This is a genomic window from Streptomyces sp. NBC_00986 (genome assembly GCF_045162565.1).
GTDB lineage: Bacteria > Actinomycetota > Actinomycetes > Streptomycetales > Streptomycetaceae > Streptomyces.
Genome location: NZ_CP108733.1, coordinates 1,752,367 through 1,775,107, shown reverse-complemented (window position 1 = coordinate 1,775,107; position 22,741 = coordinate 1,752,367). Strand labels below are relative to the sequence as shown.

At 71.0% G+C, this 22,741-nt stretch carries 19 protein-coding genes and 1 pseudogene; 5 read left to right on the top strand and 15 right to left on the bottom strand.

The genetic code is table 11. The features are described 5' to 3' along the window. Positions 1–7: 7 nt before the first annotated feature. The 4 genes and pseudogenes from OG504_RS07890 to egtA form a co-directional block, all read right to left on the bottom strand. Positions 8–235, bottom strand: a pseudogene (locus OG504_RS07890) (L-histidine N(alpha)-methyltransferase); the annotation flags it as partial. Next, positions 232–1,011, bottom strand: a complete 780-nt coding sequence (egtC, locus tag OG504_RS07885) for an ergothioneine biosynthesis protein EgtC (protein WP_405989099.1) — start codon at positions 1,009–1,011, stop codon at positions 232–234. The pseudogene OG504_RS07890 and the gene egtC, both read right to left, overlap by 4 nt. Continuing rightward, the gene (egtB, locus tag OG504_RS07880; RefSeq protein WP_405989098.1) at positions 1,011–2,363 is read right to left on the bottom strand and encodes an ergothioneine biosynthesis protein EgtB; all 1,353 of its coding nucleotides are present in this window, start codon (positions 2,361–2,363) and stop codon (positions 1,011–1,013) included. Before egtB ends, egtC begins: the two co-directional genes overlap by 1 nt. Next, positions 2,360–3,670 carry an ergothioneine biosynthesis glutamate--cysteine ligase EgtA gene (egtA, locus tag OG504_RS07875; protein WP_405989097.1) on the bottom strand — a complete coding sequence of 437 codons (1,311 nt, stop codon included), beginning with the start codon at positions 3,668–3,670 and terminating at the stop codon, positions 2,360–2,362. The genes egtB and egtA overlap by 4 nt, the downstream gene beginning before the upstream one ends. 269 nt (positions 3,671–3,939) lie before the next feature. On the opposite strand from egtA, the gene OG504_RS07870 reads away from it, so the two are divergent. Continuing rightward, positions 3,940–4,764, top strand: a complete 825-nt coding sequence (locus tag OG504_RS07870; RefSeq protein WP_405989096.1) for a TIGR02452 family protein — start codon at positions 3,940–3,942, stop codon at positions 4,762–4,764. A gap of 27 nt (positions 4,765–4,791) precedes the next feature. Here OG504_RS07870 and OG504_RS07865 read toward each other — a convergent pair whose 3' ends face one another. The 4 genes from OG504_RS07865 to OG504_RS07850 form a co-directional block, all read right to left on the bottom strand. After that, on the bottom strand, positions 4,792–5,238 hold the full coding sequence (locus OG504_RS07865; protein WP_019057621.1) for a type II toxin-antitoxin system PemK/MazF family toxin: 447 nt from the start codon (positions 5,236–5,238) through the stop codon (positions 4,792–4,794). Between the two features lie 62 nt (positions 5,239–5,300). Then, positions 5,301–6,782: an SPFH domain-containing protein gene (locus OG504_RS07860; RefSeq protein ID WP_405989095.1), complete on the bottom strand. Its 1,482-nt coding sequence runs from the start codon at positions 6,780–6,782 to the stop codon at positions 5,301–5,303. A gap of 143 nt (positions 6,783–6,925) precedes the next feature. Next, a complete protein-coding gene (locus OG504_RS07855; RefSeq protein ID WP_405989094.1) occupies positions 6,926–7,144 on the bottom strand; it encodes a hypothetical protein in 219 nt (72 codons plus the stop codon). A 26-nt stretch (positions 7,145–7,170) separates the two neighbouring features. Next, positions 7,171–8,592 (bottom strand): amidase, encoded by a 1,422-nt coding sequence (locus OG504_RS07850; protein WP_405989093.1) that lies wholly within the window; start codon positions 8,590–8,592, stop codon positions 7,171–7,173. Between the two features lie 237 nt (positions 8,593–8,829). On the opposite strand from OG504_RS07850, the gene OG504_RS07845 reads away from it, so the two are divergent. Both OG504_RS07845 and OG504_RS07840 read left to right on the top strand, forming a co-directional pair. Then, complete coding sequence (locus OG504_RS07845) at positions 8,830–10,218, top strand: glycoside hydrolase family 43 protein (RefSeq protein ID WP_405989092.1); 1,389 nt, start codon at positions 8,830–8,832, stop codon at positions 10,216–10,218. Positions 10,219–10,295: 77 nt separating this feature from the next. After that, positions 10,296–11,555, top strand: a complete 1,260-nt coding sequence (locus tag OG504_RS07840) for a glucarate dehydratase family protein (protein ID WP_405989091.1) — start codon at positions 10,296–10,298, stop codon at positions 11,553–11,555. 11 nt (positions 11,556–11,566) lie between these two features. On the opposite strand, the gene OG504_RS07835 is transcribed toward OG504_RS07840, so the two are convergent. Further along, positions 11,567–12,937: a Fic family protein gene (locus OG504_RS07835; protein WP_405996274.1), complete on the bottom strand. Its 1,371-nt coding sequence runs from the start codon at positions 12,935–12,937 to the stop codon at positions 11,567–11,569. Between the two features lie 58 nt (positions 12,938–12,995). Continuing rightward, positions 12,996–14,309 carry an MFS transporter gene (locus tag OG504_RS07830; RefSeq protein WP_405989090.1) on the bottom strand — a complete coding sequence of 438 codons (1,314 nt, stop codon included), beginning with the start codon at positions 14,307–14,309 and terminating at the stop codon, positions 12,996–12,998. Positions 14,310–14,676: 367 nt separating this feature from the next. Here OG504_RS07830 and OG504_RS07825 point away from each other — a divergent pair, with 367 nt between their 5' ends. Beyond that, entirely contained in the window at positions 14,677–14,823 is a 147-nt protein-coding gene (locus OG504_RS07825; protein ID WP_405989089.1) for a hypothetical protein, read from the top strand. Here the strand turns inward: OG504_RS07825 and OG504_RS07820 are convergent. Together OG504_RS07820 and OG504_RS07815 are read right to left on the bottom strand one after the other, a co-directional pair. Further along, the gene (locus OG504_RS07820; RefSeq protein ID WP_405989088.1) at positions 14,820–16,424 is read right to left on the bottom strand and encodes a purple acid phosphatase family protein; all 1,605 of its coding nucleotides are present in this window, start codon (positions 16,422–16,424) and stop codon (positions 14,820–14,822) included. The two genes, OG504_RS07825 and OG504_RS07820, sit on opposite strands and share 4 nt — an antisense overlap. Before the next feature lie 87 nt (positions 16,425–16,511). Then, a complete protein-coding gene (locus OG504_RS07815; RefSeq protein WP_405989087.1) occupies positions 16,512–17,702 on the bottom strand; it encodes an MFS transporter in 1,191 nt (396 codons plus the stop codon). Positions 17,703–17,834: 132 nt separating this feature from the next. Between OG504_RS07815 and OG504_RS07810 the strand changes: the two genes are divergently transcribed. Then, on the top strand, positions 17,835–18,914 hold the full coding sequence (locus tag OG504_RS07810; protein WP_405989086.1) for an AraC family transcriptional regulator: 1,080 nt from the start codon (positions 17,835–17,837) through the stop codon (positions 18,912–18,914). A gap of 15 nt (positions 18,915–18,929) precedes the next feature. Here the strand turns inward: OG504_RS07810 and OG504_RS07805 are convergent, their stop codons facing one another. Genes OG504_RS07805 through OG504_RS07795 form a run of 3 tightly spaced genes read right to left on the bottom strand, consistent with a single transcriptional unit; the run spans position 18,930 to position 22,566 of the window. Beyond that, complete coding sequence (locus OG504_RS07805) at positions 18,930–20,342, bottom strand: aldehyde dehydrogenase family protein (protein ID WP_405989085.1); 1,413 nt, start codon at positions 20,340–20,342, stop codon at positions 18,930–18,932. Continuing rightward, positions 20,339–21,220 (bottom strand): SDR family NAD(P)-dependent oxidoreductase, encoded by an 882-nt coding sequence (locus tag OG504_RS07800; RefSeq protein ID WP_405989084.1) that lies wholly within the window; start codon positions 21,218–21,220, stop codon positions 20,339–20,341. Before OG504_RS07800 ends, OG504_RS07805 begins: the two co-directional genes overlap by 4 nt. After that, positions 21,217–22,566, bottom strand: coding sequence for a flavin-containing monooxygenase (locus OG504_RS07795; protein WP_405989083.1), 1,350 nt, complete (start codon positions 22,564–22,566; stop codon positions 21,217–21,219). Before OG504_RS07795 ends, OG504_RS07800 begins: the two co-directional genes overlap by 4 nt. Between the last annotated feature and the right edge of the window lie 175 nt (positions 22,567–22,741).

Sequence of the window (22,741 nt, the reverse complement as noted above, 5' to 3'; positions counted from 1 at the left end):
CAGAGCGAAGACCTCTGGCCGCCGTTGAGGCAACACGACCTGTGCGGGACACGGTCGGTGCCGCGACTATGGGCAACTCGGTGATCTGCTCGAAGAGTTCGCTGCCGTGGGCGTCGTAGAACCACTTCGGCGGGAGGGTCTTCGGGGTACTGGTGAGGCCCTCCAGGACGTCGGCGCGCAGGGCCGCGTCGGTGGCGTCCTCGGGCAGGGTGCGGGTGAGAAGGAACGGGCTCACGTGCGGGGCTCCTTCGAAGGTGCGGGTGCCAGGTCCTTCAAGGGGGTGAGAAGGACTTCCGTGCGGGTCGCGGTGAGCAAGGTGCGGTCGGGGGCCTCCTGCCAGTGCGGGTCGTCGTCGTAGGGCTCGGAGGCGACGACCGTGCGGCGGCCGGGCTCCGAGAGGTACCAGAGGGTGTCGCCCCAGGCCGTCGCGGCGATCGTCTCGCCATTGGTGAGAAGGAGGTTGAGGCGGGAGCCGGGGGCCGCATGGGCGACCTCCGTCACCGTGTCGGCCAGAGCCTGGCCCTCCTCGTCGCCCGCCCGGAGCCGACTGAGGACCAGCGCCCACACGAGCGCCGAGTCGCAGCGGGCATCGAGCGACAACAGGTCCACCGGCGGCAGGCGTTGGGCCAGCGCCGCCATCGTCTGCGGCCAGCCGGTGACGGCGCCGTTGTGGCTGAACAGCCAGGGACCCGCGGCGAACGGCGCCGCCGCGGCCTCCCCGTCGGCACCCGCGAACGTCGCGTTCCGTACGGCGGCCAGCAGTGCCCCCGAGCGGACCACGCGGGCCAGGTCGGCGAAGGACTGGTCGCCCCAGATGGGCACGGCCCGCCGGTAGCGGCCCGGCACCGGGTCGCCCTCGGCGTACCAACCCACCCCGAAACCATCGGCGTTGACCGTGCCGTGCCGCTGCCGCCGAGGTTCCCAGGACTGGCGGTACAGGCTGTGCCCCGGGTCCACGAGGAGCCGGCCGAGCGGCTCCTCGGGTCCCAGGTAGGCCAGATGACGGCACATCAGACGGCCTCCGAGCGGGCGGTGCGGAAGCCGGAGAAGATCTGCCGCCGGATCGGGTAGTCCCAGTTGCGGAACGTGCCCCGGCAGGCCACTTCGTCCACGGCGAACGAACCACCCCGCAGCACCTTGTACTCGGGGCCGAAGAACACCTCCGAGTACTCCTTGTACGGGAACGCCTTGAAGCCCGGGTAGGGCAGGAAGTCGCTCGACGTCCACTCCCACACGTCACCTATCAACTGGCGTACGCCCAGCGGTGATTCGCCTGCGGGATAGCTGCCTGCGGGTGCCGGGCGCAGGTGGCGTTGGCCGAGGTTGGCGTGCTCGGGGGCCGGGTCGGCGTCGCCCCACGGGTAGCGCATCGAGCGGTCGTTCGTCGGGTCGTGGCGGGCCGCCTTCTCCCACTCGGCCTCGGTGGGCAGCCGTCGTCCGGCCCAGCGGGCGTAGGCGTCGGCCTCGTACCAACAGACGTGCACCACCGGCTCGTTCGGCGGTACGGCCTCCGTGACGCCGAACCGGCGGCGCAGCCACTGGCCCGCCTCCCGACGCCAGAACTCCGGCGCCGCAATGGAGTTGCGGCGGACGTGCGCCCAGCCCTCCTTCGTCCACCAGCGCGGGTCGTCGTAGCCGCCGTCCTCGATGAACGCCAGATACGCGCCGTTCGTGACCGGTGTGGTGTCGATGTAGAAGGGCGCCACCTCCCGCCGGTGCGCGGGCCGTTCGTTGTCCAGCGCCCACGGTTCGGTGGAGGTGCCCATCGTGAACGGGCCGCCGGGGACCAGGACTTCGGACGGACCGGTGAACAGCGGGACCGGCTCCGGGTCCGGGGCCGTCAACGCCTGCGGGCCCGTGCGGAGCTGATGGGTGATCAACATCGTTTCGTCGTGCTGCTGTTCGTGCTGGGCGACCATCCCGAAGGCGAAGCCCAGGTCGGTGAGCCGCGTCCCGCGGAAGGCGTGGCTCTCCAGGATGTCCGTCACCCGGCCGCGCACCTCGGCCGCGTACTGCCGGGCCTCCGCGGGCGGCAGCAGCGGCAGTGAGGGGCGTTCGGAACGCGGGTGCTCGAACGCGTCGTACAGGCCGTCGATGTCGGGCCGCATCGCGTCCCGACCGCCGACGGCCCGCAGCAGCCACAGTTCTTCCTGGTTGCCGATGTGTGCGAGGTCCCAGACCAGCGGGGACATCAACGGCGATACCTGGGCGGTGAGTTCGGGCTCGTCCACACAGCTCGTGAGGAGCGTGGTGCGGTCCCGGGCCGTGGTCAGGGTGGTCAACGCCCGTTGCCTGAGCGCCTCGATATCGATGTCAGCGGAGGTGTCAACAGACGTGTCGGCGGCGGTGTCGGCGTCGGTCATGTGCGGATGTCCTTCCCGTGCGGGCGGCTGTCCGTGCCACGCACGCGGTCGAGCAGGTCGTCGGCGGGGCAGCGGCCCCGGACGACATAGCGGTCGAAGTACGCGCGGACGGCGTCCGTGACCCCGGCGGTGGCGCCAAGCCGGGGCAGGGCCTCCAGGGCCGCCGCGAAGCAGACGAGGGCGACCTCGTGCAGCTCCGGGTCGGACAGCCCGTAGCGGGCCGCGTCGATCCACAGCGGATTGTGCGGCGCGGGCAGCCCCTGGGTCCGTTCGGCCAGCGGCTTCACGGCCCGGTAGGCGGTCTCGGCGGCCTCGGGGTCGTCGAACAGCGCGGTCGTCACGGCCAGCGGCACGATCCAGCCGTCGTCCCCGGGCTGCGCGTCGATCATGCGCAGTTCGAGATGGCCACGCGGTCTGACCGGCGGGAACAGCGTCGAGACGTGGTAGTCGAGATCCTCACGGGTCGGCGGCCTGGGCGACCCCGACCTGATCCACTCCCGGAACGTCAGCTCCTCCGGGACCTCCCACGGGCCGCTGTCCTGCCGTATGCACATCACCGGCGAGTCCAGGACATGGTCGGTCCAGGCGTCGCGCGGCAGGGCGTCCAGGGTCGGACCGCCCGCGCGGCCGGGGCCGATCTCCATCCAGATCAGCTGCCGGGTGGAGCGCCAGCCGGTGGGGCTGCGGCCGACCAGCGGGGAGTTGGCGAACGCGGCCACCAGGACCGCGCCCAGCTGGTGCGCCAGCCACCAGCGCCGCCCGAGACCGAGCGGACCCGGCTCCTCGTAGCCGGCATCCAGACACACCTGCACGGACGCCGAGGTGCACATCATGCGGCGGCCCGCGGGCCCGGTGCGGTCGAGGCAGCGCTCCATGGCGTCGTAGCGCGGCTCGTGCAGGAACCGGCGCGGCGGATGCCAGGGATCGTGGCCGACACCGACCAGCCCCAGGCCGTCGCGGCGCAGCACCGCGCGGACGGCGTCCAGGTCTTCGGAGACGGAACCGATGCACTCCATCAGGGAGGCGGCGGGCGACGAGCTGAGTTCCAGCTGGCCGCCGGGCTCGACAGTGAGCGCCGACCTCAGAGGCACGGTCTTCAAGGCGGCGTAGGCCGCTTCGAGTCGTTCAGTTGTCACGGGGAGCTGCGGCAGCCGCAGCTCGTGGACGAGCCATTCCACTTCGACCCCGAGCGTTCGGGGCGGACCGGTCTTGAAGCAGATGCCCCTGACCAGGGCCTCCACCTCGGGTTCGGTGACCGCGGTACGGGGCTCCGTACAGTCGCTACAGTCACTTGCCGTATCGGACATGTCGGGATCCTCCTGAGATTCCACCATGCCACCGGCCCGGTTTCTGTTGGGCCCGGGTCGGCACACTCGTACCACCCAAGACCCTCGCGGCTGGTCGCACAAGGGTGCGTATTGCCACGTTCGGGATCGGTAATCTCCGGTTCGCCGGCCGTTCGCGGAGCCCCGGAAACTCCGTTGCACCGCACGACCAGCATCGCTCAGGATGTGCGTATGAGCACGACGGGGGAGATCGCGGGGCGCGCGCTCATGGCGTACACGGGGGTTATGCCATGAGCGCGCGCCTTCGCGGCATCGCGCAGCAGACCGAGCAGATCGTCACGGCCGGGGGCTACCGCGCGGCGGACGGGCGCGAGGTGTCCATCGCCGCGGAGACCGAGGCGGCCCGCGCGAGTACGAGCCTTCACGGGCCGGAACCGGTACAGATACCGCCGTTCCCGCCGATGGAGACGGTCTTCGAGGTGACCGGCGAGAGCAGCCTGGAGGCCGCCCGCCGACTGACCGGCCCGGTCGCCGTCCTGAACTTCGCCTCCGCCCGCAATCCGGGCGGCGGTTTCCTCAAGGGCGCACAGGCCCAGGAGGAGGCCGTGTGCCGCGCCTCCGCGCTGTACACCTGCCTGCTCGAAGCCCGCGGTTTCTACGACCATCACCGCGCCCACCGCGACCCGTTCTACACGGACCGGGTCATCCACTCACCGGCCGTCCCCGTCTTCCGCGACGACAAGGGCCGGCTCCTGGACGAGCCGTACACCGCCGGTTTCCTGACCGCCGCCGCGCCGAACGCCGGGGTCGTCCTGCGCACGGCACCCGAGCGCGCGGCCGAGCTGCCGCACCGCATCGCCGTACGGGCGGAGCGGGTGCTGGAGACGGCCGTCGCGCACGGGTACCGGCGTCTGGTGCTGGGCGCCTGGGGCTGCGGGGTGTTCCAGAACGACCCGGCGCAGGTCGCGGGCGCCTTCCACACGCTGCTCGGGCCGGGCGGACGGTTCGCCGCGGCCTTCGAGCACGTGGTGTTCGGCGTCCTGGACCGCACACCGGGTGCGACGGTCCGGGACGCGTTCGTACGGGCCTTTCCGGAGCGCCAGCTCCAGAGCTAGCCCCTCGGCTCAGGCAGCGCCGGCCGCTCAGGTCCAGCCGTAGCGCTCGTGCAGCCGGTGCCGGACGAGGTTGAAGCGCATCTGGTCGATCGCGCAGGCCTCCCGGCGCATGCCGTCCTCGTGCAGGCGCAGGACGCGGTCCACGTCGACCCACGAGTCGCGGCCGGACTTGTCCCACGGGCCGCTGCCGATCGCCACCCACTCGCGGTCGCCGTCGTGGCGCTTGCTGGACAGCTGGACGGCGAGCAGGGTCCCGCCGGGCTCGCGGGCCACGACGAGGACCGGGCGGTCCTTGCCCCGGCCGTCGTTCTCCTCGAACGGCACCCAGGTCCAGACGATCTCGCCGGGGTCCGGGTCGCCGTCGTGCGCGGGGGAGTACTCGGTACGGACCTTGCCGACCTCGCGCGGGTCGGCCTCGGTGGTGGCGGAGGGGCCGAAGCGGCCCGGAACGTTCTCATCGGTAAAGGCGGTCACGGAGGCACCTTAGAACGTGCCTCCGTGACCTCGGACGCCGGGCGTCCGTCAGACGATCACCGCTACTCCTTCTCCACCGGCACCTTCTGCGACGGCGGAGCCGTGACTCCGTTCAGGGCCGAAGTCCCGCTCGGCGTCGGCCCGTTCTGGTTCATCGAGGAGAGCAGCTGGCGGGCCAGACCGAGACCCGTACCGCCCATCGTGAGCGCCTTGGCGAGCATCTCCGCCATGCCGTCGGCCCCGTTGAGGACCACCATGTTGTCGACGCTGCCGAACGCGGACGCGCCCGCCTTCACGATCTCCGGCCAGTTCTCGGCCAGTTGCTGCGCGACCACGGCCTCCTGGTTCTCGGCGAGAGCCGCGGCCCGCGCCTTGATGGCCTCCGCCTCGGCGAGACCCTGGGCCCGGGTCGCCTCGGCGGCGGCGAGCCCCTTCGCCTGGGCGGCGGCGGCCTCGGCCTCACCGGTCGCCCTGGTGGCCGTCGCGGCCGCGGCACCTCGTGCCTGGGTCGCCTCGGCCTCGGCGTTCGCGGCCGTCTTGATCCGGCTCGCCTCGGCCAGGGCCGCCAACTCGGTCTCCTTGGCCTTGGCTTGAGCCGCGGAGATCCGTGCGTCGCGCTCGGCCTCGGCGCGGGCCCGGGTCTCGTACGCCTGGGCGTCCGCGGGCTTGCGGACGTCCGCCTGGAGCTGCTGTTCCCGGCGCAGGGCGTCGAGTTCGGCGATCCGGGTCTCCTGGACGACGACGTCCTGCCGGGCCGCGGCGTCCGCGAGCGGTCCGGCCTGCCGGGCCTTCGCCGCCGCCTTGTCGCGCTCGGCCTGGTAGCCGGCCTGGAGGATCTCGCTGTCCCGGGTGGCCTCCGACATCCGTGCCGCGGCCTTCTGTTCGGCCTCGGTGGCCAGACGGTTGGCCTCGGCCTGCGCGATGCGCGCGTCCCGCTGCACGGCGGCGGCGTGCGGCATCGCGAGGTTCTTGATGTACCCGGTCGGGTCCTCGATCTCGTGGATCTGCAGCGAGTCCACGATCAGACCCAGTTTCTCCATCTCCGTACCGCACGCGGCACGGGTCTGCCCCGTCAGCTTCTCCCGGTCGCGGATCATGTCCTCGACCGTCAACCCGCCCACGATGGACCGGAGATGACCGGCGAACACGTTGTGCACCCGCTCCGACATCATCTTCTGCTGGTCGAGGAAACGCCGTCCCGCGTTGGCGATCGACACGAAGTCGTCGCCGACCTTGAAGATGACCACGCCCCGCACCTTCAGCGGAATGCCCTGCGTGGTCACACAATCCACGTGCAGCTCGGTCTCGTTGAGGTCCAGCGAGATCTTGCGCACCGCCTGCACCCCGGGCAGCACCAGCGTGCCGCGCCCCGTGACGATGCGGAACCCCATGCCCTCTTCAAGGCCTTCGGTGCGGTGCTTGGAGCCCGAGATGATGAGTGCCTCGTTGGGCTCCGCGACCCGCCACATCGACTTGAACAGACCGATCAGTACGAGAACGGCGAGAACCGCCACCCCCGCTACGACGCCGATGACCATCGGCATACGCCCCCTTTTGATGGTGCCCTTTCGGCACCGAACGAAGGGAGTGTGCGCCTGCGCGACACCGGGGTACAGACGCTGACGGATCCTTGTTGCAATCTTGACGCATACGCCCCTGGACAGCTCTCACCTGCGACGGAGGTGGCTCAACTGTCGTATGCCTGCGTGACGTAGACCGTCCTCGGCGGCAGGTACTCCACCACCATCACCACGGTCCCCATCTCGATCCGGTCCGTGCCCGTGGCGGCGTACGCGAGGAAGTGCTCCGCGCCCCCGCGCACCCGGACGATCACCTCGCCGACGAGCCCGGGCCCGACCGTCCCGGTGACCCGCCCCATCAGCCCGACCATCGACGCATCCTGCATGGTCACAGGGTACGGGCCCAACCCGCCTATGCCGCCGGGGAATCAGCGGTGACCGGCTCCGGCCACCGCTCGTGCCAGCGCAGGTCCGCCTCCAACTGTGCGGCGAGCGACAGCAGAAGAGGCTCGCTGTTCGACGGGCCCAACAGCTGGGCACCGACCGGGAGTCCGCCCGCCACGAAGCCGGCGGGGACGTTCACGCCGGGCCAGCCGAGGATGTTCCACGGCCAGGCGTAGGGGCAGGCGGCGACCATCGCCCGGTCGGTGGCCAGACCGCCCAGGTCGAGCATCGCGCCAACAAGGGGCGGGGGAGCGGCGGTTGTCGGCGCGAGGACCAGGTCGTACCTCCCGAAGAACGCCCCGAACCGGTCGTGCAGGACCGCCTCCGCGCGCCGGGCCGCCCGCAGCGCGGCCCCGCCGAGCCGTCGACCCAGGCGCGCGGCCTCCAGGGTGCGCCGGTCGAGGAGTTCGGGGTGCGGCGCCTCGCGGACCCGCTCGGCGATACCGGCGGTGGCGCGGGGGAGGAAACCCAACCCGATCTGCCCGTACGGCGGATCGTCCTCCACGACCGTGTGGCCCAACTGGGCGAGTTTCTCGGCGAGTTCGAGGACCCGGGCCCGGACCTCCGGCTGCAGTCGGGCGGGCAGTCCGCTGAACGGCGGCTTCAGGGAGAGCGCGATGCGCAGTCGGCCGGGGTCGCGGCCCACCGCCTCCGACAGAGTGAGCGCGGGCGGGCGGTGCAGGTCCCCCGCGTGGTTGCCGCTCGCCGCGTCCAGGAGCAGGGCCGCGTCCGCGACCGTACGGGCGAGGGTGCCGTTGACCGTGATGCCCTGGAAGGACTCGCCGCGCGGCCAGGTCGAGATGCGGCCGCGCTGGGGCTTGACGCCGATGAGGTGGGTCCAGGAGGCGGGGATGCGCACCGAACCGGCGCCGTCCGAGCCGAGCGCGGCCGGGACCAGCCCCGCGGCGACCGCCGCCGCCGAACCGCCCGACGAACCCCCGGGCGTGTGACGGGAGTTCCACGGATTGCGGGTCGCGCCGAACGCGGGCCCCTCGGTGAACGGCCACTGACCGAGCTCGCAGGTGTTGGTCTTCCCGACGATGACGGCCCCGGCCGCCCGCAGCCGCCGTACCGCCTCGCCGTCCTCGGTCACCGGCGGGAACTCGCCGCGGCAGCCGAACGCGGTCGGTTCGCCCGCCACGTCCATGTCGTCCTTGACGGCGACCGGCACGCCGAGGAGCGGTGTGCGTACTCCGGCGGCCAGTTCCTTGTCCGCCGCCTCGGCCTCGGCGAGTGCCGCTTCCCGCCGTACGATCCGAAAGGCGTTCAGGGAGGCCTGAGTCGACTCGATCCGGGCCAGGGCCTCCTCGGTCAACGCCCGTGCGGTCACCTCCCCGGCGGCCAGCGCGCGGGCGGACTCGGCCAGGCCTGCGGAACGGTCGGGCGTCATGCGGCACCTCCGGAAGCGCGTGGTCTACCGAACGGTAACGTCCGGGTGGCCGGTGTGGTGCGGATGCGGCAACTTCCCCCGGGGCGCGGGTGGTTCGGCCTTCGCCACAGGCGTCCCACAGAGATCATCCAGCATTGCGCAAACCATTGACGTGCTCCTGACCCACCCCTACCTTCTGACCGAATTCACGAACTGTGTTCGACATGACGAACATCCGAGTCTCCGGGAGAGCCGCCCGTGACCACACGTCCACCCACGCCGTCCCGCCGTACCCTGCTGCGCGCGCTGGCCGTGCTGCCCGCCTCGGCGCTCGTCCTGGGCGAGGCCCCCGGACTGCTCGGCACGGCCCTGGCCGCCGCCCCGTCGAGCGGCTACGCCACTCGCTACACGATCGTCCCGTTCCTCAACAGCGACGACGGCACCGTCAACGTCTACGAGTCCGACGACGCCACCGACTTCCGCCTCGTCCAGGCCTCCGCGTACACCCCGCCGAGCAACCGCATCCGCGACGCCAGCGTGTTCAAGCACGCCGACGGCTACTACTACCTGACGTACACCACCCACACGTGGGAGGACGTCAGCACCACCATCGGCTTCGCGCGCAGCGCCGACCGGGTCGACTGGACGTTCCTGTACGACTACACGGTCCCGATCACCAACCTGTCCCGCGCTTGGGCGCCCGAGTGGTTCGTCGACAGCGACGGCAGTGTCAACGTCATCGTGTCCTGCTCCACCACCGACGACGAGTGGATCTTCACGCCCTACCGGCTGAAAGCGACCAACTCGGCGCTGACGGCGTGGAGTTCACCGGTCGCCCTCTCGGGCATCGGCTCCAACCACATCGACACGTACATCGTGCGGATCGGCTCGACCTACCACGCCTTCACCAAGAACGAGACGGCGAAGTACATCGAGTACGGCACCGCCACCAGCCTCACCGGCCCCTACACGATCTCGAAGACCGGCGACTGGGCCGGCTGGGGCAGTTACCGCGAGGGCCCCTCGGTCGTACAGCTGGACAACGGCGGCTGGCGGATCTTCTTCGACGGCTACGGCGACGGGAACTACTACTACAGCGACAGCTACGACACCTTCGCCACCTGGTCCGCGCCCACCGCGCTGACCGCGCTCTCCGGCACGGCACGCCACTTCACGGTCATCAAGGAGACGGTGACCGGCGGCCCGAGCCTCGCGACCGGCGTCAGCCGCTCCTTCCGGTCCGCCAACTACACGACCCGCTACTGGCAGGAGGTGTCCTCGCTGCTCAACCTGCCGGTGGTGACCAGCTCCAGCACCACCGCGCTGAAGCAGGCGTCCACGTTCACCGTCGTCGCGGGCCTCGCCGACGCGACCGGCTTCTCCTTCCGGGACCCGGCGGGCAACTACCTGCGCCACTACGACTTCCGGGGCCGTTTCGACGCGAACGACGGCACGGCGACCTTCGCCGGGGACGCCACGTTCTACGCCCGGACCGGCGCCACCACGGGTGCGCTGCGCTTCGAGTCGTACAACTACCCCGGCTACTACCTGCGCCACTACAACTACCAACTGCGGGTGGATCCGACGGACGGCACGGACCTCTTCCGGACGGACAGTTCGTTCGTGCCCGTGACGGCCTGGGCCTGAGCACATGACTGTGATCCACCGGAACGGGGCAGTATGCGAACGACATTGATCAGCCATGGCCTGGAGGCGCTGGGCGCATGAGCAGTACGGCAGCGACACGGATCCGCGAGCTGATCGTCACCCCGATCGCCTTCCGCGATCCGCCGCTCCTCAACTCGAACGGCGTCCACGAGCCACTGGCCCTCCGATGCGTTCTCCAACTCCTGCTGGAGGACGGCACCGTGGGCCTTGGCGAGTCCACGGGCGGCACGGTCCGGCTGGAGCGACTTGAGGCGGCGGCGAAGGTCGTCGTAGGGATGGACGTCTTCGACACGACGGCTGTCGTCGCCGCGATCGACGCCGCCCTGCTGCCGACCGTGTCCAGCTCCCACGAACGCGGCTGGACCAGCTCGGCGGTGGAGGTGGCCTGCCTCGACGCCCAGGGCAAGCTGCTCGGACGCCCGGTCAGCGATCTGCTCGGCGGCAAGGTCCGCGACGCCGTGCCCTTCGCCGCGTACCTCTTCTACAAGTGGGCCGAGCATCCCGCCCTGGACGGCAGGCCCGCGGTTGGTGACGACTGGGGCGAGGCGCTGGACCCGGCCGGGATCGTCGAGCAGGCCCGGCAGATGCAACAGCGGTACGGCTTCCGGTCGTTCAAGCTCAAGGGCGGTGTCTTCCCGCCCGACGAGGAGATCGCCGCGATCAGGGCACTGGCCGAGGCCTTCCCGGGGCAGCCGCTGCGGCTGGACCCCAACACTGCCTGGACGCCGGAGACCTCGACCTACGTCGCCCGTCAACTCGACGGTGTACTGGAGTACTTGGAGGACCCGACCGCCACCATCCCCGGGATGGCGCGGGTCGCGAAGGAGTCACCGGTCCCGCTGGCCACCAACATGTGCGTGATCGCCTGGGAGCATCTGCGGCCCGCGATCGAGCAGCGCGCGATCCAGGTCCTCCTCACCGACCACCACTACTGGGGCGGGCTGCGCCGGACCCGCGAACTGGCCGTCGTCTGCGAGGTGTTCGGGCTCGGGCTGTCCATGCACTCCAACTCGCACCTGGGCATCAGCCTCGCCGCCATGACCCACGTCGCGGCGGCCGTCCCCAACCTCGACCACTCCTGCGACACGCACTACCCGTGGAACTCGGCCGACGACGTCATCGTCCCCGGGGTGCTGGAGCTGCGCGACGGCGCGGTCAGGGTTCCGACCGGCCCCGGCCTCGGCGTGGAGCTCGACCACGACGCCCTCGACCGGCTGCACCGGCTCTACGTCGAGTCGGGCGTGGGTGGCCGGGACGACACCGGCTACCTGCGGCGGGTCCGGCCCGACTACGAACTGAGACGCCCGCGCTGGTGAACTCGCCGTGTTCAGACGGTAATCGAGGCGGCGCGGCGCCGGGTCTCCGTGAGGTGGGTGTCGACGTACCGGCACATGACCATCCCGCTCTGCGGGTCGTCGGCCGCGTGGCTGATACGGCGGAGGAGGGTGACCGAGTCCAGGGCGACGCCCTCGCGGGCCAGCACGAAGACGAGGGCGAGGAAGGCGGAGCGGGCGTTGCCGTCGTCGAAGGGATGGAAGAAGCACACGTCGAGACAGACGCGGGCGGCCCGGGCGGTCAGCGGGAGGGGCCGGTCGGCGTCCCGCGTACTGTCGGCCAGGCACGCGTCGAGACGTTCACGGGTGTCGGGGCCGATGCCGTAGCGCTCCCTGCCCTTCTTGGCGAAGGCCGGCAGGGTGCGGAACGACGGTGGTTCGGATGTGCCGAGGACGTGCTGCTGCCAGCAGCGCAGCAGGTCGAAGTCGAGCGTGGCGCCGCGCGCCGCGTCGGCCCGCACCAGGTCCAGGGCGGTGAGCAGGCCCTCGCCGCGAGCGGTCGACAGGGTGCGGTCGAAGGCGCGCATGTCCTCCGCCGCGCCGTCGCGCAGCGGAACGACCGGCTCGTCCCCGCCGCCGTCCGGCGCGTCCTCCCACGCCACGGTCTCGCGCATCGCGAGCCAGCTCCGCAGATGGTCCGGCAGGGGGCCGGGGGCGGGCGGCCGTACGGTGTCGTCGGGCCGTAGCGAGAGTGCGAGGCGCTCCGCGACGTCGTCGAGCAGGACCCGGTCGGGGCCGGTCCAGCTCTTGAACCGGCCGTCGATCGCCTCGTCGACCAACTCCCGTGCCACATCGGGGTCCACGTGCCAGCGGCTGAGGAACCAGGCGAGCACCTGACAGCAGTGCCCGTACCAGGCACTGCCGGAGCCGGTGCGGTCGACCACCTGCACGATGAGGTTCCGGGCGGCGCACTCCCACAGGATCCGCTGGTCCGCCACGTCGGTCAGGTCCAGCGGGTACGCCTCGAAGAGATCGGCGAGCCGCTCCAGCCAGTCGCGCCACTCGCACAGCCCGGAGACCACCCGGTCGAGGGTCTCCTCCGATGTGGTGAGCGAGTACCTCGCACGGGACCAGCTGCCGACCGGCCCGCCGTCGAAGTCCCCTTCGTCGTGCGCCCAGCGCCAGCCCACGGCCCAGTCGCCGTAGTGCTCGGCGAGGGCGTACGACATGGCCTCGGCCCAGGGCGTCGCCACGTGCGAACTCCAGTCGCCCAGCACGGGATCGCCGTGGCCGACGTCGGGGCGGGTCGGTATCCGGCGGGCCGGTCCGAGTGAACGCACCACCTCCGCCGCCGAATCGGGGTCGAAGGGATGACGCGCGGGGTCCACCTCGTCCCAGTCCAGATCACGCGGGTTCAGTTCCATGTGCACCGCGCAAGCCTGCACACCCACCCGGGGTGCGTTCAACCGAATTGCCGTGAGGTCAACGCGGCGTCGTGGACGGCTCGTTGGGGAGCATGGCGTGGGGTGGAGGGGCGGCGGACGCGCGTAGCGTCGGCTCGTGGCGCAGCCGTACGAAGGTGATGGCCAGGGCGATCGCCTGGACGAGGGCGCAGCACAGGACGACCGTGTCGAGGTGGGTCGGCGGGGTGACGGCCACGAGGATGCCCGCCACCGGGAAGGGCAGCAGCAGGAGCAGCATGGTCAGGGAGAGCGTGGTGCCGAAGGCCGTCGCCGGGATGACCAGCGAGCGCAGGGTGCGCAGGACGACGGTGAGGCCGCCGTCACCCGCCATGAACAGCGCGATGAGGACCATGTAGGCGGCGTAGGACGGGGCTTGGGGGAGGGCGAGGCAGGCCGCGGAGGCGAACGTCGCGCAGACGACCCCTACGCCCCACAGGTCGATGCGGCTCAGGGCGAGCCGGCAGCAGGTGACCGCGAGGAGGGTCGCGGCCGCCGCGGCGGACCACAGGGTGCCGACGTCGGCGGAGGAGCGGCCGAAGTTCTCGACCACGATGATGGGGCTCGCGGACTGGAGCAGGCCGAGGGCGAGATTGGAACAGGCCAGGCCCGCCACCAGCCAGCGCAGGGCGGGCAGTTTGCGCAGCATGCGCAGCCCGGTCCGCAGACTGCCGGGGGTGCGCTCGCCGACCGGTCGTCCGGCGCGCAGCGGGGTGGGCGGGGTCTGGAGCCCGAGGACGGCCGCGAGCAGGGACAGCCCGGTGAGGCAGCCGAGCATCCAGCCCGGGCCGACCAGCAGCAGGAAACCCGCGAGCAGGGGGCCGACCAGCATGGCGGTCTGGTCGATGCCGATGAGGACCGACTGCACTCCGTGGGGCCGGTTCTCCGCCCGCCGGGTGACGATCGCGCCCACGGCCTCGTTGGCGACGAAGCTGAACTGGGTGAGGGTGCCGGTCACCGCGGCCAGCACCAGTACGGTCACCGTCTCCGCGGTGCCGCGCGGCAGCATCACCAGCGCCACGGCCGCCCCCGCAAGGACCAGGGACCGCAGCAGCGAGGCGAGGAAACACACGATCGCCGCGCCGCGCCGGTCCACCACATTGCCCGCCAGCACGAACGCGGCGATCCGCGGCGTCCACTCCAGGGCGAACGCCAGGCCCGTCAGCGACGAGGACCGGGTGATCGCCAGGACCAGCAGCGGCATGGCGTACGTCGACATGGAGAACGCCAGGGCGTCGCTGGTGCGCGGTGCGTAGATCCGTCGGAACAGGCTGCCGGACGGAACGGCTGCATGGCGACCGGCGGGCGGCCGGTCCTCGTGCAGGGTGATGGCCACGGAATGGAAAGCTTTCAGTGAGGCGTATCACGGAGGGGGAAACGATGGGTACCGACCAGGGGCGAAAAGAATTCGCGGGGGCGGGGAGAAGGGAAAGCGCCTATGGGCGACGGGAGTTGAGGCTGGAAATATAGCGCAGTCAAATGGGATTCGGCATATCCCGAGCGGACATCTCCGCACGGCGTGCGCCTCACCTCCCCGTACCTGGAAGGAGGAAGGCGAAAAGAAAGCCGCTTTGTCGCAAATAGGGTGCGGTGATGTTAGGCATTCACGGCATTTCCAGCGCCACCTGCCGTTACGGGCGGAAGAAACCGGCTCCGTCGAATCGTCCGGCGTTCAGGAGTTCGTCGGGCCGTAAGTTCTGGGCATGCTGCCGCAACTCCTGCCCGGCCAAGGCGAACGTGGCAAAGGACTGGCGGTCGTCGAAGGCGCCAGTCTGCTCATCGCGCTCGACGCGAATGCCGAAGCGGCGGCCACCGACACGACGTCGGTGGCCGCCGCTCCGCGTCCCTAGTGACCGTGCCCGGCCTTCTTGACCTTGCGGGACACCGTGAACCGGTCGACCTCCGCGCCGGTCGCGGCCAGCGCCCGTACCGTCAGGGTCGTCGTACGGCCCGGCGTGGCCGGTTCGACGTCGACGCGGATGAACGAGTAGCCGGTGTAACGGACCCGGGACCAGTCGACGTTCTCGGTGACCTGGCCGTCCTTGCCCGTCCAGTACGTCGGCACCGAGTCGATCGCGTCCTCGTGGCCCTCGTAGCTGTCGGCGACGGGGAAGCTGTACACGCTCTCGCCGCCCGCGCCCGCCGTCACGTAGACGACACCGCCCCGGGTCGGCTCGTGGGTGCCGCCGATGGGCAGGCTGCGTACGGCCTTGTCCTGGACGACCGGGTCGGTGCGCTCGTAGACGTGGTTGTGGCCGTTGACCACCAGGTCCACCTGGTGCTTCTCGTACAACGGCACCCACTGCTCGCGCACCCCGCCCTCGGAGGCGTGCGAGCTGGTGGTCGAGAAGGCGCAGTGGTGGTGGAAGACGACGATGAAGTCGACGTCCGTACGGGCCCGGAGTTCGGTGAGCCGCTTGTCGAGCCAGGCGGTCTGCTTGCCGCCGGTGTAGCCCTTGTTGGCCGGGATCTCGTACGACACGTCGTTCGCGTCGACCGAGACCACACCCACGTTGCCGTGGACGAAGGAGTAGACGCCGGGAGCTGACGTGACGTCAAAACCGTTGGTGGGCAGGGTGAAACGGGCCTCGTTGCCGCCGTAGCCGTTGGGGGAGTACCAGGACTCCATGTCGTGGTTGCCGAACGCCACCATCCACGGCACCCGGCTCGACAGCGGTTCGATCTGCGCGAGGAACGAATCCCATTGGCGGGCATCGTAGTTGCTCGCGTCCCCGGGCAGCCCGTGGCCGGTCTCCTCGGCGTAGCAGATGTCGCCCGCGTGCAGATGGAACGCCGGATTCTGTGCCTGGACAAGGGCGTTGAGGCCGATCGAGGTGTAACTCGGGTTCTGGTCACCGAAGGCGGTGAACGTGAACGGCCGGGTGCTGTGCGTGCGGGGCGCGGTCCGGAAGGAGTAGACGGTGTGCGCGGCGCCCGCGTCGGCCGGGTCGAAGCCGTCGTGACCGACGCCGTAGTAATAGGTCGTGTCGGGGCTCAGGTTGTCCAACGCGGCGTGCACGTAGTACTGGTCGATGTCGGCGCTCTTGCCGATCCCGGCCGGCGTGAACAGGTCGCGCACCTCCGCCGGTATGCGGTGGCTCAGGTCGAGGGGGCTGCGGCCGATGCGGAGGAAGGGGTTCTTCACCGGCAGCGGCACCTGCCACGACACTCGCATCTGCGTCCGCGGATCGGCGCCGTAGGCGATGTGTCTGCCGAACGGCGCGACCAGCGAACCGTGCACGTTCGCGGTGGCGGAACCCGGCACCAGCGTGGGCGTCGCCGCCGCCGCGGCACCGGCCGTGCCGCCCGCGAGGGCGACTCCGGTCGCGGCGACCGCGCCACCGCGCAGCAGACCGCGCCGGGAGAACGCGCGTCTGAGGTATTCGTGTTGCTCGGGCATGCTCAGGGTGTCGGCGAGCCGGTCGGGAAGGCCCATGCGAGGAGTGTTCATGGGCGCGACGCTGGCAGCGCCGGTTGAACGACCGATTGCCGCATGCCCATGAACTGGCCATATCCCGCCCATTGCCTGGCTCGTTTCCTATGCCCCGGATGTCCCCGGCGGCCGCGTGAAGTGGCGGGCAGCGCTCAGGACGAGCACCGCCAGCGCCGCCGGTGCCGCGTACGCGAGCCGGAACTCCCCGGTGGACCCGAGGAGCCCGCTCACCGCACCGCCGGTGACGACACCCGCGTAGTTGAAGAGGTTCAGCCGGGCCAGCACCGTCTCCGACGCGGCGGGCCGCAACCGCGCGGCGGAGGCCAGACACAGCGGCGCAAGCACCGACGCCCCCAGTCCCACAACTCCCGCCGCCGGCACGGCGAACGGCCAGCTCGGAGCCGTGGCCACACCCACCAGGCCACCCGCCACCACCAGAGCGGCCGTGCGGACGACGGCGCCGGTACCGACCCGCTGCACCAGCCGGTCCACGGTCGCGCGGCCGACGACCGTGCCCGCCTGGTACGCCGCGTACGCCATCGGCGCCACCGCGAGGGACGCGCCGAGGGTCTGCCGCAGATACACCGCCGACCAGGCGGACACGGTCGAGTCCACGACGTAGACGACGAGCAGAACCAGCCCGAAAGGGAGGAGTCGCAGCCACAACCGACGCCCCAACGGCGGTTGCGCGGACGGCACTTGGGCGGAGGGAAGGGTGTGCGTGCGGAGACAGACAGCGACGACCAACAGCAAGCCTGCCTGCACGGCCAGGCCGTCGCCGACGGGCCGGTCCAACCGGGCCACCCCGGCGGTGAGCAGCGCCGCGAGCACGCCACCCACGCTCCACGCCGTGTAGAACGACCCGAAGACGCTACGGCCGTAGGCGCGTTCGATCGTGGCGGCACGGGTGTTGATGCCGACGTCGAGGACGCCGAGCGCGAGGCCGAACAGGACGTACGCGCAGATGACGGACTGCGGGCCGGGAGCCCATCCGATCAGCGGGAGCGCGATCGCGGCCGTCAGCAGAGCGCCGCGCACCGTGGCGACGGGACCGGCGACGCGGACCGCGGCCAGCCCCAGGAAGCTGCCGACCCCGGCGGTCAGGGCCACCCCGACCAGCGTGGCGGTGGTCAGGAGCGGAGACAGCTTCAGGTGTTCGGTGACGGCGGGGACGGTCGTGTACACGGCGGCGACGGACATGCCCTGCGCGGCGAACGCGAGGGTCGTCGCCCGTCGGGCACCGGCCCGGTCGGCGGTGCGCCCGACCCGGGCCCGGCCCGGAGTGCTGACTGACATGCGCAGACCGTAGTCAGCCGTAGCGGGGCGGACGCAGGACGCCGGGGGCCGTTGAGGGGACTTCGGCGGCCAGCGCACGCGACCGGTGCTGTCCGGATGCTTACGGTGGTCGCCCACGAGGAGGTGAGTGCGATGTTCCCAGCCCCGGCCCCGGCGGACCCGCACGGGACCAGCCGCAGCACGTCGGCGACGATCCAGCCGAACATCCTGCGCTATCTCGTCATCGTCGCCGACGCACGCGGAGTCGATCTACGGCCCCTGCTGAGCGAGGTCGGCCTGGACGAGACCCTCATGCGCTCGGCCGCGCTACGGGTGTCGTACCGGCAGGGCAGCGCGGTGATCCGGCGCGCGGTGGAACTCACCGGGGACGAGCGGCTGGGTCTGAGGGTCGGCGCGGCCCAACACCTCACCGCCTGGGGGCTGCTCGGCTTCGCGCTGATGGCCGCCGGCACACTGCGGCACGCCATCGAGACCGGCGTGAACTACCAGAACCTCTCCGGCGCAATGACCGTGTGGTCGACCGGAGTTGGCGAGGACGGCGCCTTCGTCCTGCGCGCCGACCTCCCCGACCCCGCGATCGACCCGAGCGTGGCGTCCTTCCTGATCGAGGAGGGGTTCGCCTCCGTCGTCACCCTCTCCCGGCTCGCCGTCGGCCCGGACTTCGCGCCGCGCGTGGTCGAGTTCTCCGCGCCGCCACCCCGCCGACACGAGCTCTACGGCGCCCTGTTCGGCTGTCCGGTCCGGTTCCGCGCCCCGGCCGACCGCATCGTCGTCGACCCCGCCTGGGCCGCTGCCCGGATGCCCGGCCGGGACCCGGTGACGTATGCCTCGACCCTGGAGACCCTCGACGCCCAACTCGCCTCCCGCACCGACCAGCAGGACCTCCTCGAAGTCCTGGAGGTGTCCGTCGCGCAGAGCCTCCCGGTGATCCCGTCCTTCGGCGAACAGGCACGACGGCACGCGACGAGCGAACGGACGTTGCGCCGCAGACTCGCCGACTGCGGCACGACGTACGAGGCACTGGCGGAGGGCGTACGCAGGGAGCGGGTCGAACAGCTGCTGCTGCGGCCGGAGTTGACGCTGCGCGAGATCGCCAGGCGGGCGGGATTCTCCGACGAGCGTGCCCTTCGTCGCGCGGTACGCCGCTGGCACGGCACCTCCCCGGTCCAGCTGCGGGAGCAACTGCTCCGGGCGGCGGCGCACCGCGAGTGACCCGTCAGCGGGTGGTCAACGGGTGCGTATCCAGACCGTCTTCTCCCGCGTCCACTGGTCGAAGGCGTTCGTCGACTTCTCCACGCCACCGAACCCGGACTGCTTCCAGCCGCCGAACGGAGTGGTGATGTCGCCCTCGCTGTACGCGTTCACGGAGACCACGCCCGCCTCGATGCCCCGGGCCAGCCGCAGCGCGGTGTCGAGGTCGCGGGTCCAGACGGAGGCGGCGAGCCCGTACTCGGTGGCGTTGGCCATCCGCACGGCCTCTTCCTCCGAGGCGAAGGTCTCGACGGTGACCACGGGACCGAACAACTCCCTTGTGAGCACGGCGCTTTCGGCGGGGGCGCGAGTGACGACCGTGGGCGGGTAGTAGGCGCCGCGCGCGGGCAGCCCGTGGGGGAGTCCCGCGGTGTGGATCTGGGCGCCGGCCGCCCGGGCGGCATCCACGGCACCGGCGACCCGGTCGAAGGCGGAGCGGTTGATGAGCGGTCCCTGCTGGGTGCGCGGGTCGGACGGATCGCCGATGACGAGGTCCCTCGCGGCGGCTGTGAACCTCTCCACGACCTCCTCGGCGATGCTGTGGTGCACCAACACCCGCGAGCCAGCAGTGCAGTTCTGGCCCATCGTCAGGAACGCGGCCTCGACCATGTCACCGATGAGCTCGTCGCCGTAGGAGAGCGCGTCGGCCATCAGGACCTGCGGGCTCTTGCCGCCCATCTCCAGGGAGACGCGCTTGAAGTTGCTGTCGGCGGCGGCCTTGAGGATGTGGCGGCCGGTGGTGGTGGAGCCGGTGAAGGAGAGGGCTCGGACGAGGGGGTCGCGGGCGAGGGCCGCTCCGGCTTCGTCGCCGTAGCCGGGGAGGACTGTGAGTACCCCCTCGGGTAGTCCGGCCTCGGTGGCGAGGGAGGCCAGGTGGAGGGCCGAACGCGGGGTTGCCTCGGCGGGTTTGAGCAGGAGGCAGTTGCCTGCGGCCAGGGCCGGGCCGATCTTCCAACTCGCCATCGCCAGGGGGTAGTTCCACGGGAGGATCGCCGCGCCCACGCCTACCGGTTCGCGGGTGATGAGGCCGAGGCCGTCGGGTCCGCTCGGCGCGATCCGGCCGAAGACCTTGTCCGCCGCCTCGGCGAACCAGCGGATCGACTCGATCGCGCCCGGCACGTCCCCCGTACGGCACTCCGTGATGGGCTTGCCCGCGTCCTCGCTGTCCAGCCGGGCGAGGAGTTCGGCGTCCCGTTGCATCAGGTCGGCCAGGCGCAGCAGTACGGCGCCGCGTTCCCGGACCGGAGAGCGCGACCAGACCCCGGAGTCGTGGACGTGGCGGGCCTGTTCGGCGGCCTTGGTGACGTCGTCGGCGCTTGCGGCGGGGAGGGTCGTGATCGGTACGCCGGTGGCGGGGTTGACGACGGTCAGTGTCTCGTTCCTGGTCATGCCTCCTCCACCAACTCCCAGCGCCCGTCGGTCTGTCGGGCCAGTCCGCGGCGGCGGAGTTCCTCCAGATAGCGGGCCATGCCGCGGTCGCCGCGCTTGCGGAAGAGAGGGAAGATTCTGGGCAGCAGGTTCGGTGCGAGCATCGCGCAGCGCACCAGACGGGACTCGCCGGACCGGGGGTAGGCCTCCAGGCGGGGCCGGTTCAGCAGGCTCACGACGGCCGCGACGACGTTCGCGGGCTGTTGCGGCTGGTCCTGGAACTGCATGGAGTTGCCGCCGTCCACGGCCTCCTGGCGCAGCATGCGGGTGTCGGTCGCCGAGGGCAGCACCGACCCGGCCAGGATGCCCTTGCTCCGCAGGTCGAGCCCGATGGCGAGCATCGCGCCGCGCAGCCCGAACTTGGACGCCGTGTAGATCGGGGTCTCGCCCAGCGGGAAGATTCCGCCGAGGGAGACCGTGGTGACCACCCGGGCGTCCCGGGAGGCCTTCAGCAGGGGGATCGCGATCCGGGTCGCGACCAGCGGGGAGGTCAGGTTGAGGGTGATCTCCCGCTCGATGCTCTCGACGCTGCGGACGTCGAAGCGCTCCGAACTGGTCATGCCCACGTTGTTCACCAGCACGTCGATGCGGCCGTAGACATCGGCGACCTGCTCGAACAGCCGCTCCAGATCGGTGCGTCGGAGCAGATCGCAGCCGATGCCGGTGTGTCCGGTGCCGGGCAGTTCGGCGGCCACCTTCTCCGCGCGGACCCCGTCGATGTCGACGACGACACAGCGGGCGCCGGCCGCGGCGAAGCGATGGCACAGTGCGCTGCCGATGCCGCCCGCGCCGCCGGTGACCAGCATGACCTTGTCGGTGAAGTCGAACCTCCCGCTCATGCCGTCGCCTCCACGCGGCGGGCGGCGGACCGCACCGGCGGAGCCTGGCCCTCGGTGCGCCAGCCCATCTGGCGGGCGACCTTGCCGAGGTACTTCACGAACGCCCCGCTGTCGACGTAGCCGGTGTGACGCGGCGAGGCGACGAACTTCAGGCCGCCGGACAGGTCGGGCCGGTCGGCGCGGATCATCTGGGCGAACCGCTCGGCGTTGGGCAGACCGTGACGCGTGTCGTTGAGATACCCGGCGATCAACTGTGCCTGGCTGTCGAAGAGTTGGTAAGCACCGGAGTTGGTCTCCACGAACCCTATCCCGAACAGGCCCCGGTGCTCACGCGAGAACGACGACAGATACAGGTCGGGATGCTGCTCGTCCCCGAAGTACCGCTGGGCGACCGGGACTTTGTGGACGTAGCCCGTGGCCAACAGGACCAGATCGAAGTCGTCGCTCGTGCCGTCCGTGAAGTGCACGGTGCTGCCCTCGGCGCGGGCGATGCCGGGCCTGGCGGTGATGTCGCCGTGCCGGAGGTGGTGGATCAGCATCGAGTTGATGGCCGGGTGGGTCTCGAAGAGCCTGTGGTCCGGCTTCTGCAGGCCCAGGCGCGTCGGATCGCCGTTGACGATCCGCAGGAGTCCGCCGAAGACGCGCTGCGCCAGCCACATCGGCAGATGCGGACCGCTGTTGGCGATGGTGTCCACCGGCCGCCCGAACAGGTGCTTCGGGATGAACCAGTACCCGCGCCGCATGCTGATGACCGCATGGTCCGCCGTGCGGGCCGCGTCGCACGCGATGTCGCAGCCGGAGTTCCCCGCACCCACGACCAGCACACGCTTGCCCCGCAGCTCCTCCGCGCTGCGATAACCGGCGGTGTGCCGGACCTCGCCGCTGAACTGCCCAGGAATCTCAGGGGTGTTGGGGTGCCACTGCGAGCCCGTGCACACCACGACCTGCCCGTGCAGGCTCTCCTGTCCGTCGACCCGGACGACCGTCCAGGTACCGTCCGCGTTCTTCTCGACGCTCTCCACCCCGACGCCGAACCCGATCCGGTCCGTCAGGCCGTAGGCGTCGGCGAAGGAGCGCAGGTACGACAGGATCTGTCGGTGCGGCGGATAGTCCGCGAAGTGGTCCGGCATCGGGAAACCGCCGAAGCCCGACAGGGTCCTGCTGGAGATGAAGTGGGCCGACTCGTACATCGGGCCGCCCAGGTTCTCGATGTCCCAGATACCGCCGAGCCCGGTGTGCCGCTCCAGATGCGTGTACGGCAGGTTCCGCTCGGCCAGGGCCCGGGCGACGGCCAGCCCGGCAGGCCCCGCCCCGATCACACACGTGTCCAACTGGCTTTCCGTCACGAGCCTGCCTCCTCTGTCGTCCCGGCTCTCGTCCCGTCCGCCGGGCGTTGGAGGAAACGTATGCACCCGCCGTCGGGCGCGAACTGACCCGCGCGGCCAGGGACCGGACCTCAGCGGCCGTGGCGCGGTCACGGGCGTCAGGCTGCGCGGATACCGACTTGTTCGGATGACTTGT

Excerpts from the sequence above, each read along its gene's own strand:
- egtC (WP_405989099.1), bottom strand. The coding sequence starts at position 1,011 with ATGTGCCGTCATCTGGCCTACCTGGGACCCGAGGAGCCGCTCGGCCGG.
- egtB (WP_405989098.1), bottom strand. The coding sequence starts at position 2,363 with ATGACCGACGCCGACACCGCCGCCGACACGTCTGTTGACACCTCCGCT.
- egtA (WP_405989097.1), bottom strand. The coding sequence starts at position 3,670 with ATGTCCGATACGGCAAGTGACTGTAGCGACTGTACGGAGCCCCGTACC.
- OG504_RS07870 (WP_405989096.1), top strand. The coding sequence starts at position 3,940 with ATGAGCGCGCGCCTTCGCGGCATCGCGCAGCAGACCGAGCAGATCGTC.
- OG504_RS07860 (WP_405989095.1), bottom strand. The coding sequence starts at position 6,782 with ATGCCGATGGTCATCGGCGTCGTAGCGGGGGTGGCGGTTCTCGCCGTT.
- OG504_RS07855 (WP_405989094.1), bottom strand. The coding sequence starts at position 7,144 with ATGCAGGATGCGTCGATGGTCGGGCTGATGGGGCGGGTCACCGGGACG.
- OG504_RS07850 (WP_405989093.1), bottom strand. The coding sequence starts at position 8,592 with ATGACGCCCGACCGTTCCGCAGGCCTGGCCGAGTCCGCCCGCGCGCTG.
- OG504_RS07840 (WP_405989091.1), top strand. The coding sequence starts at position 10,296 with ATGAGCAGTACGGCAGCGACACGGATCCGCGAGCTGATCGTCACCCCG.
- OG504_RS07835 (WP_405996274.1), bottom strand. The coding sequence starts at position 12,937 with ATGGAACTGAACCCGCGTGATCTGGACTGGGACGAGGTGGACCCCGCG.
- OG504_RS07825 (WP_405989089.1), top strand. The coding sequence starts at position 14,677 with ATGCTGCCGCAACTCCTGCCCGGCCAAGGCGAACGTGGCAAAGGACTG.
- OG504_RS07820 (WP_405989088.1), bottom strand. The coding sequence starts at position 16,424 with ATGAACACTCCTCGCATGGGCCTTCCCGACCGGCTCGCCGACACCCTG.
- OG504_RS07815 (WP_405989087.1), bottom strand. The coding sequence starts at position 17,702 with ATGTCAGTCAGCACTCCGGGCCGGGCCCGGGTCGGGCGCACCGCCGAC.
- OG504_RS07810 (WP_405989086.1), top strand. The coding sequence starts at position 17,835 with ATGTTCCCAGCCCCGGCCCCGGCGGACCCGCACGGGACCAGCCGCAGC.
- OG504_RS07805 (WP_405989085.1), bottom strand. The coding sequence starts at position 20,342 with ATGACCAGGAACGAGACACTGACCGTCGTCAACCCCGCCACCGGCGTA.
- OG504_RS07800 (WP_405989084.1), bottom strand. The coding sequence starts at position 21,220 with ATGAGCGGGAGGTTCGACTTCACCGACAAGGTCATGCTGGTCACCGGC.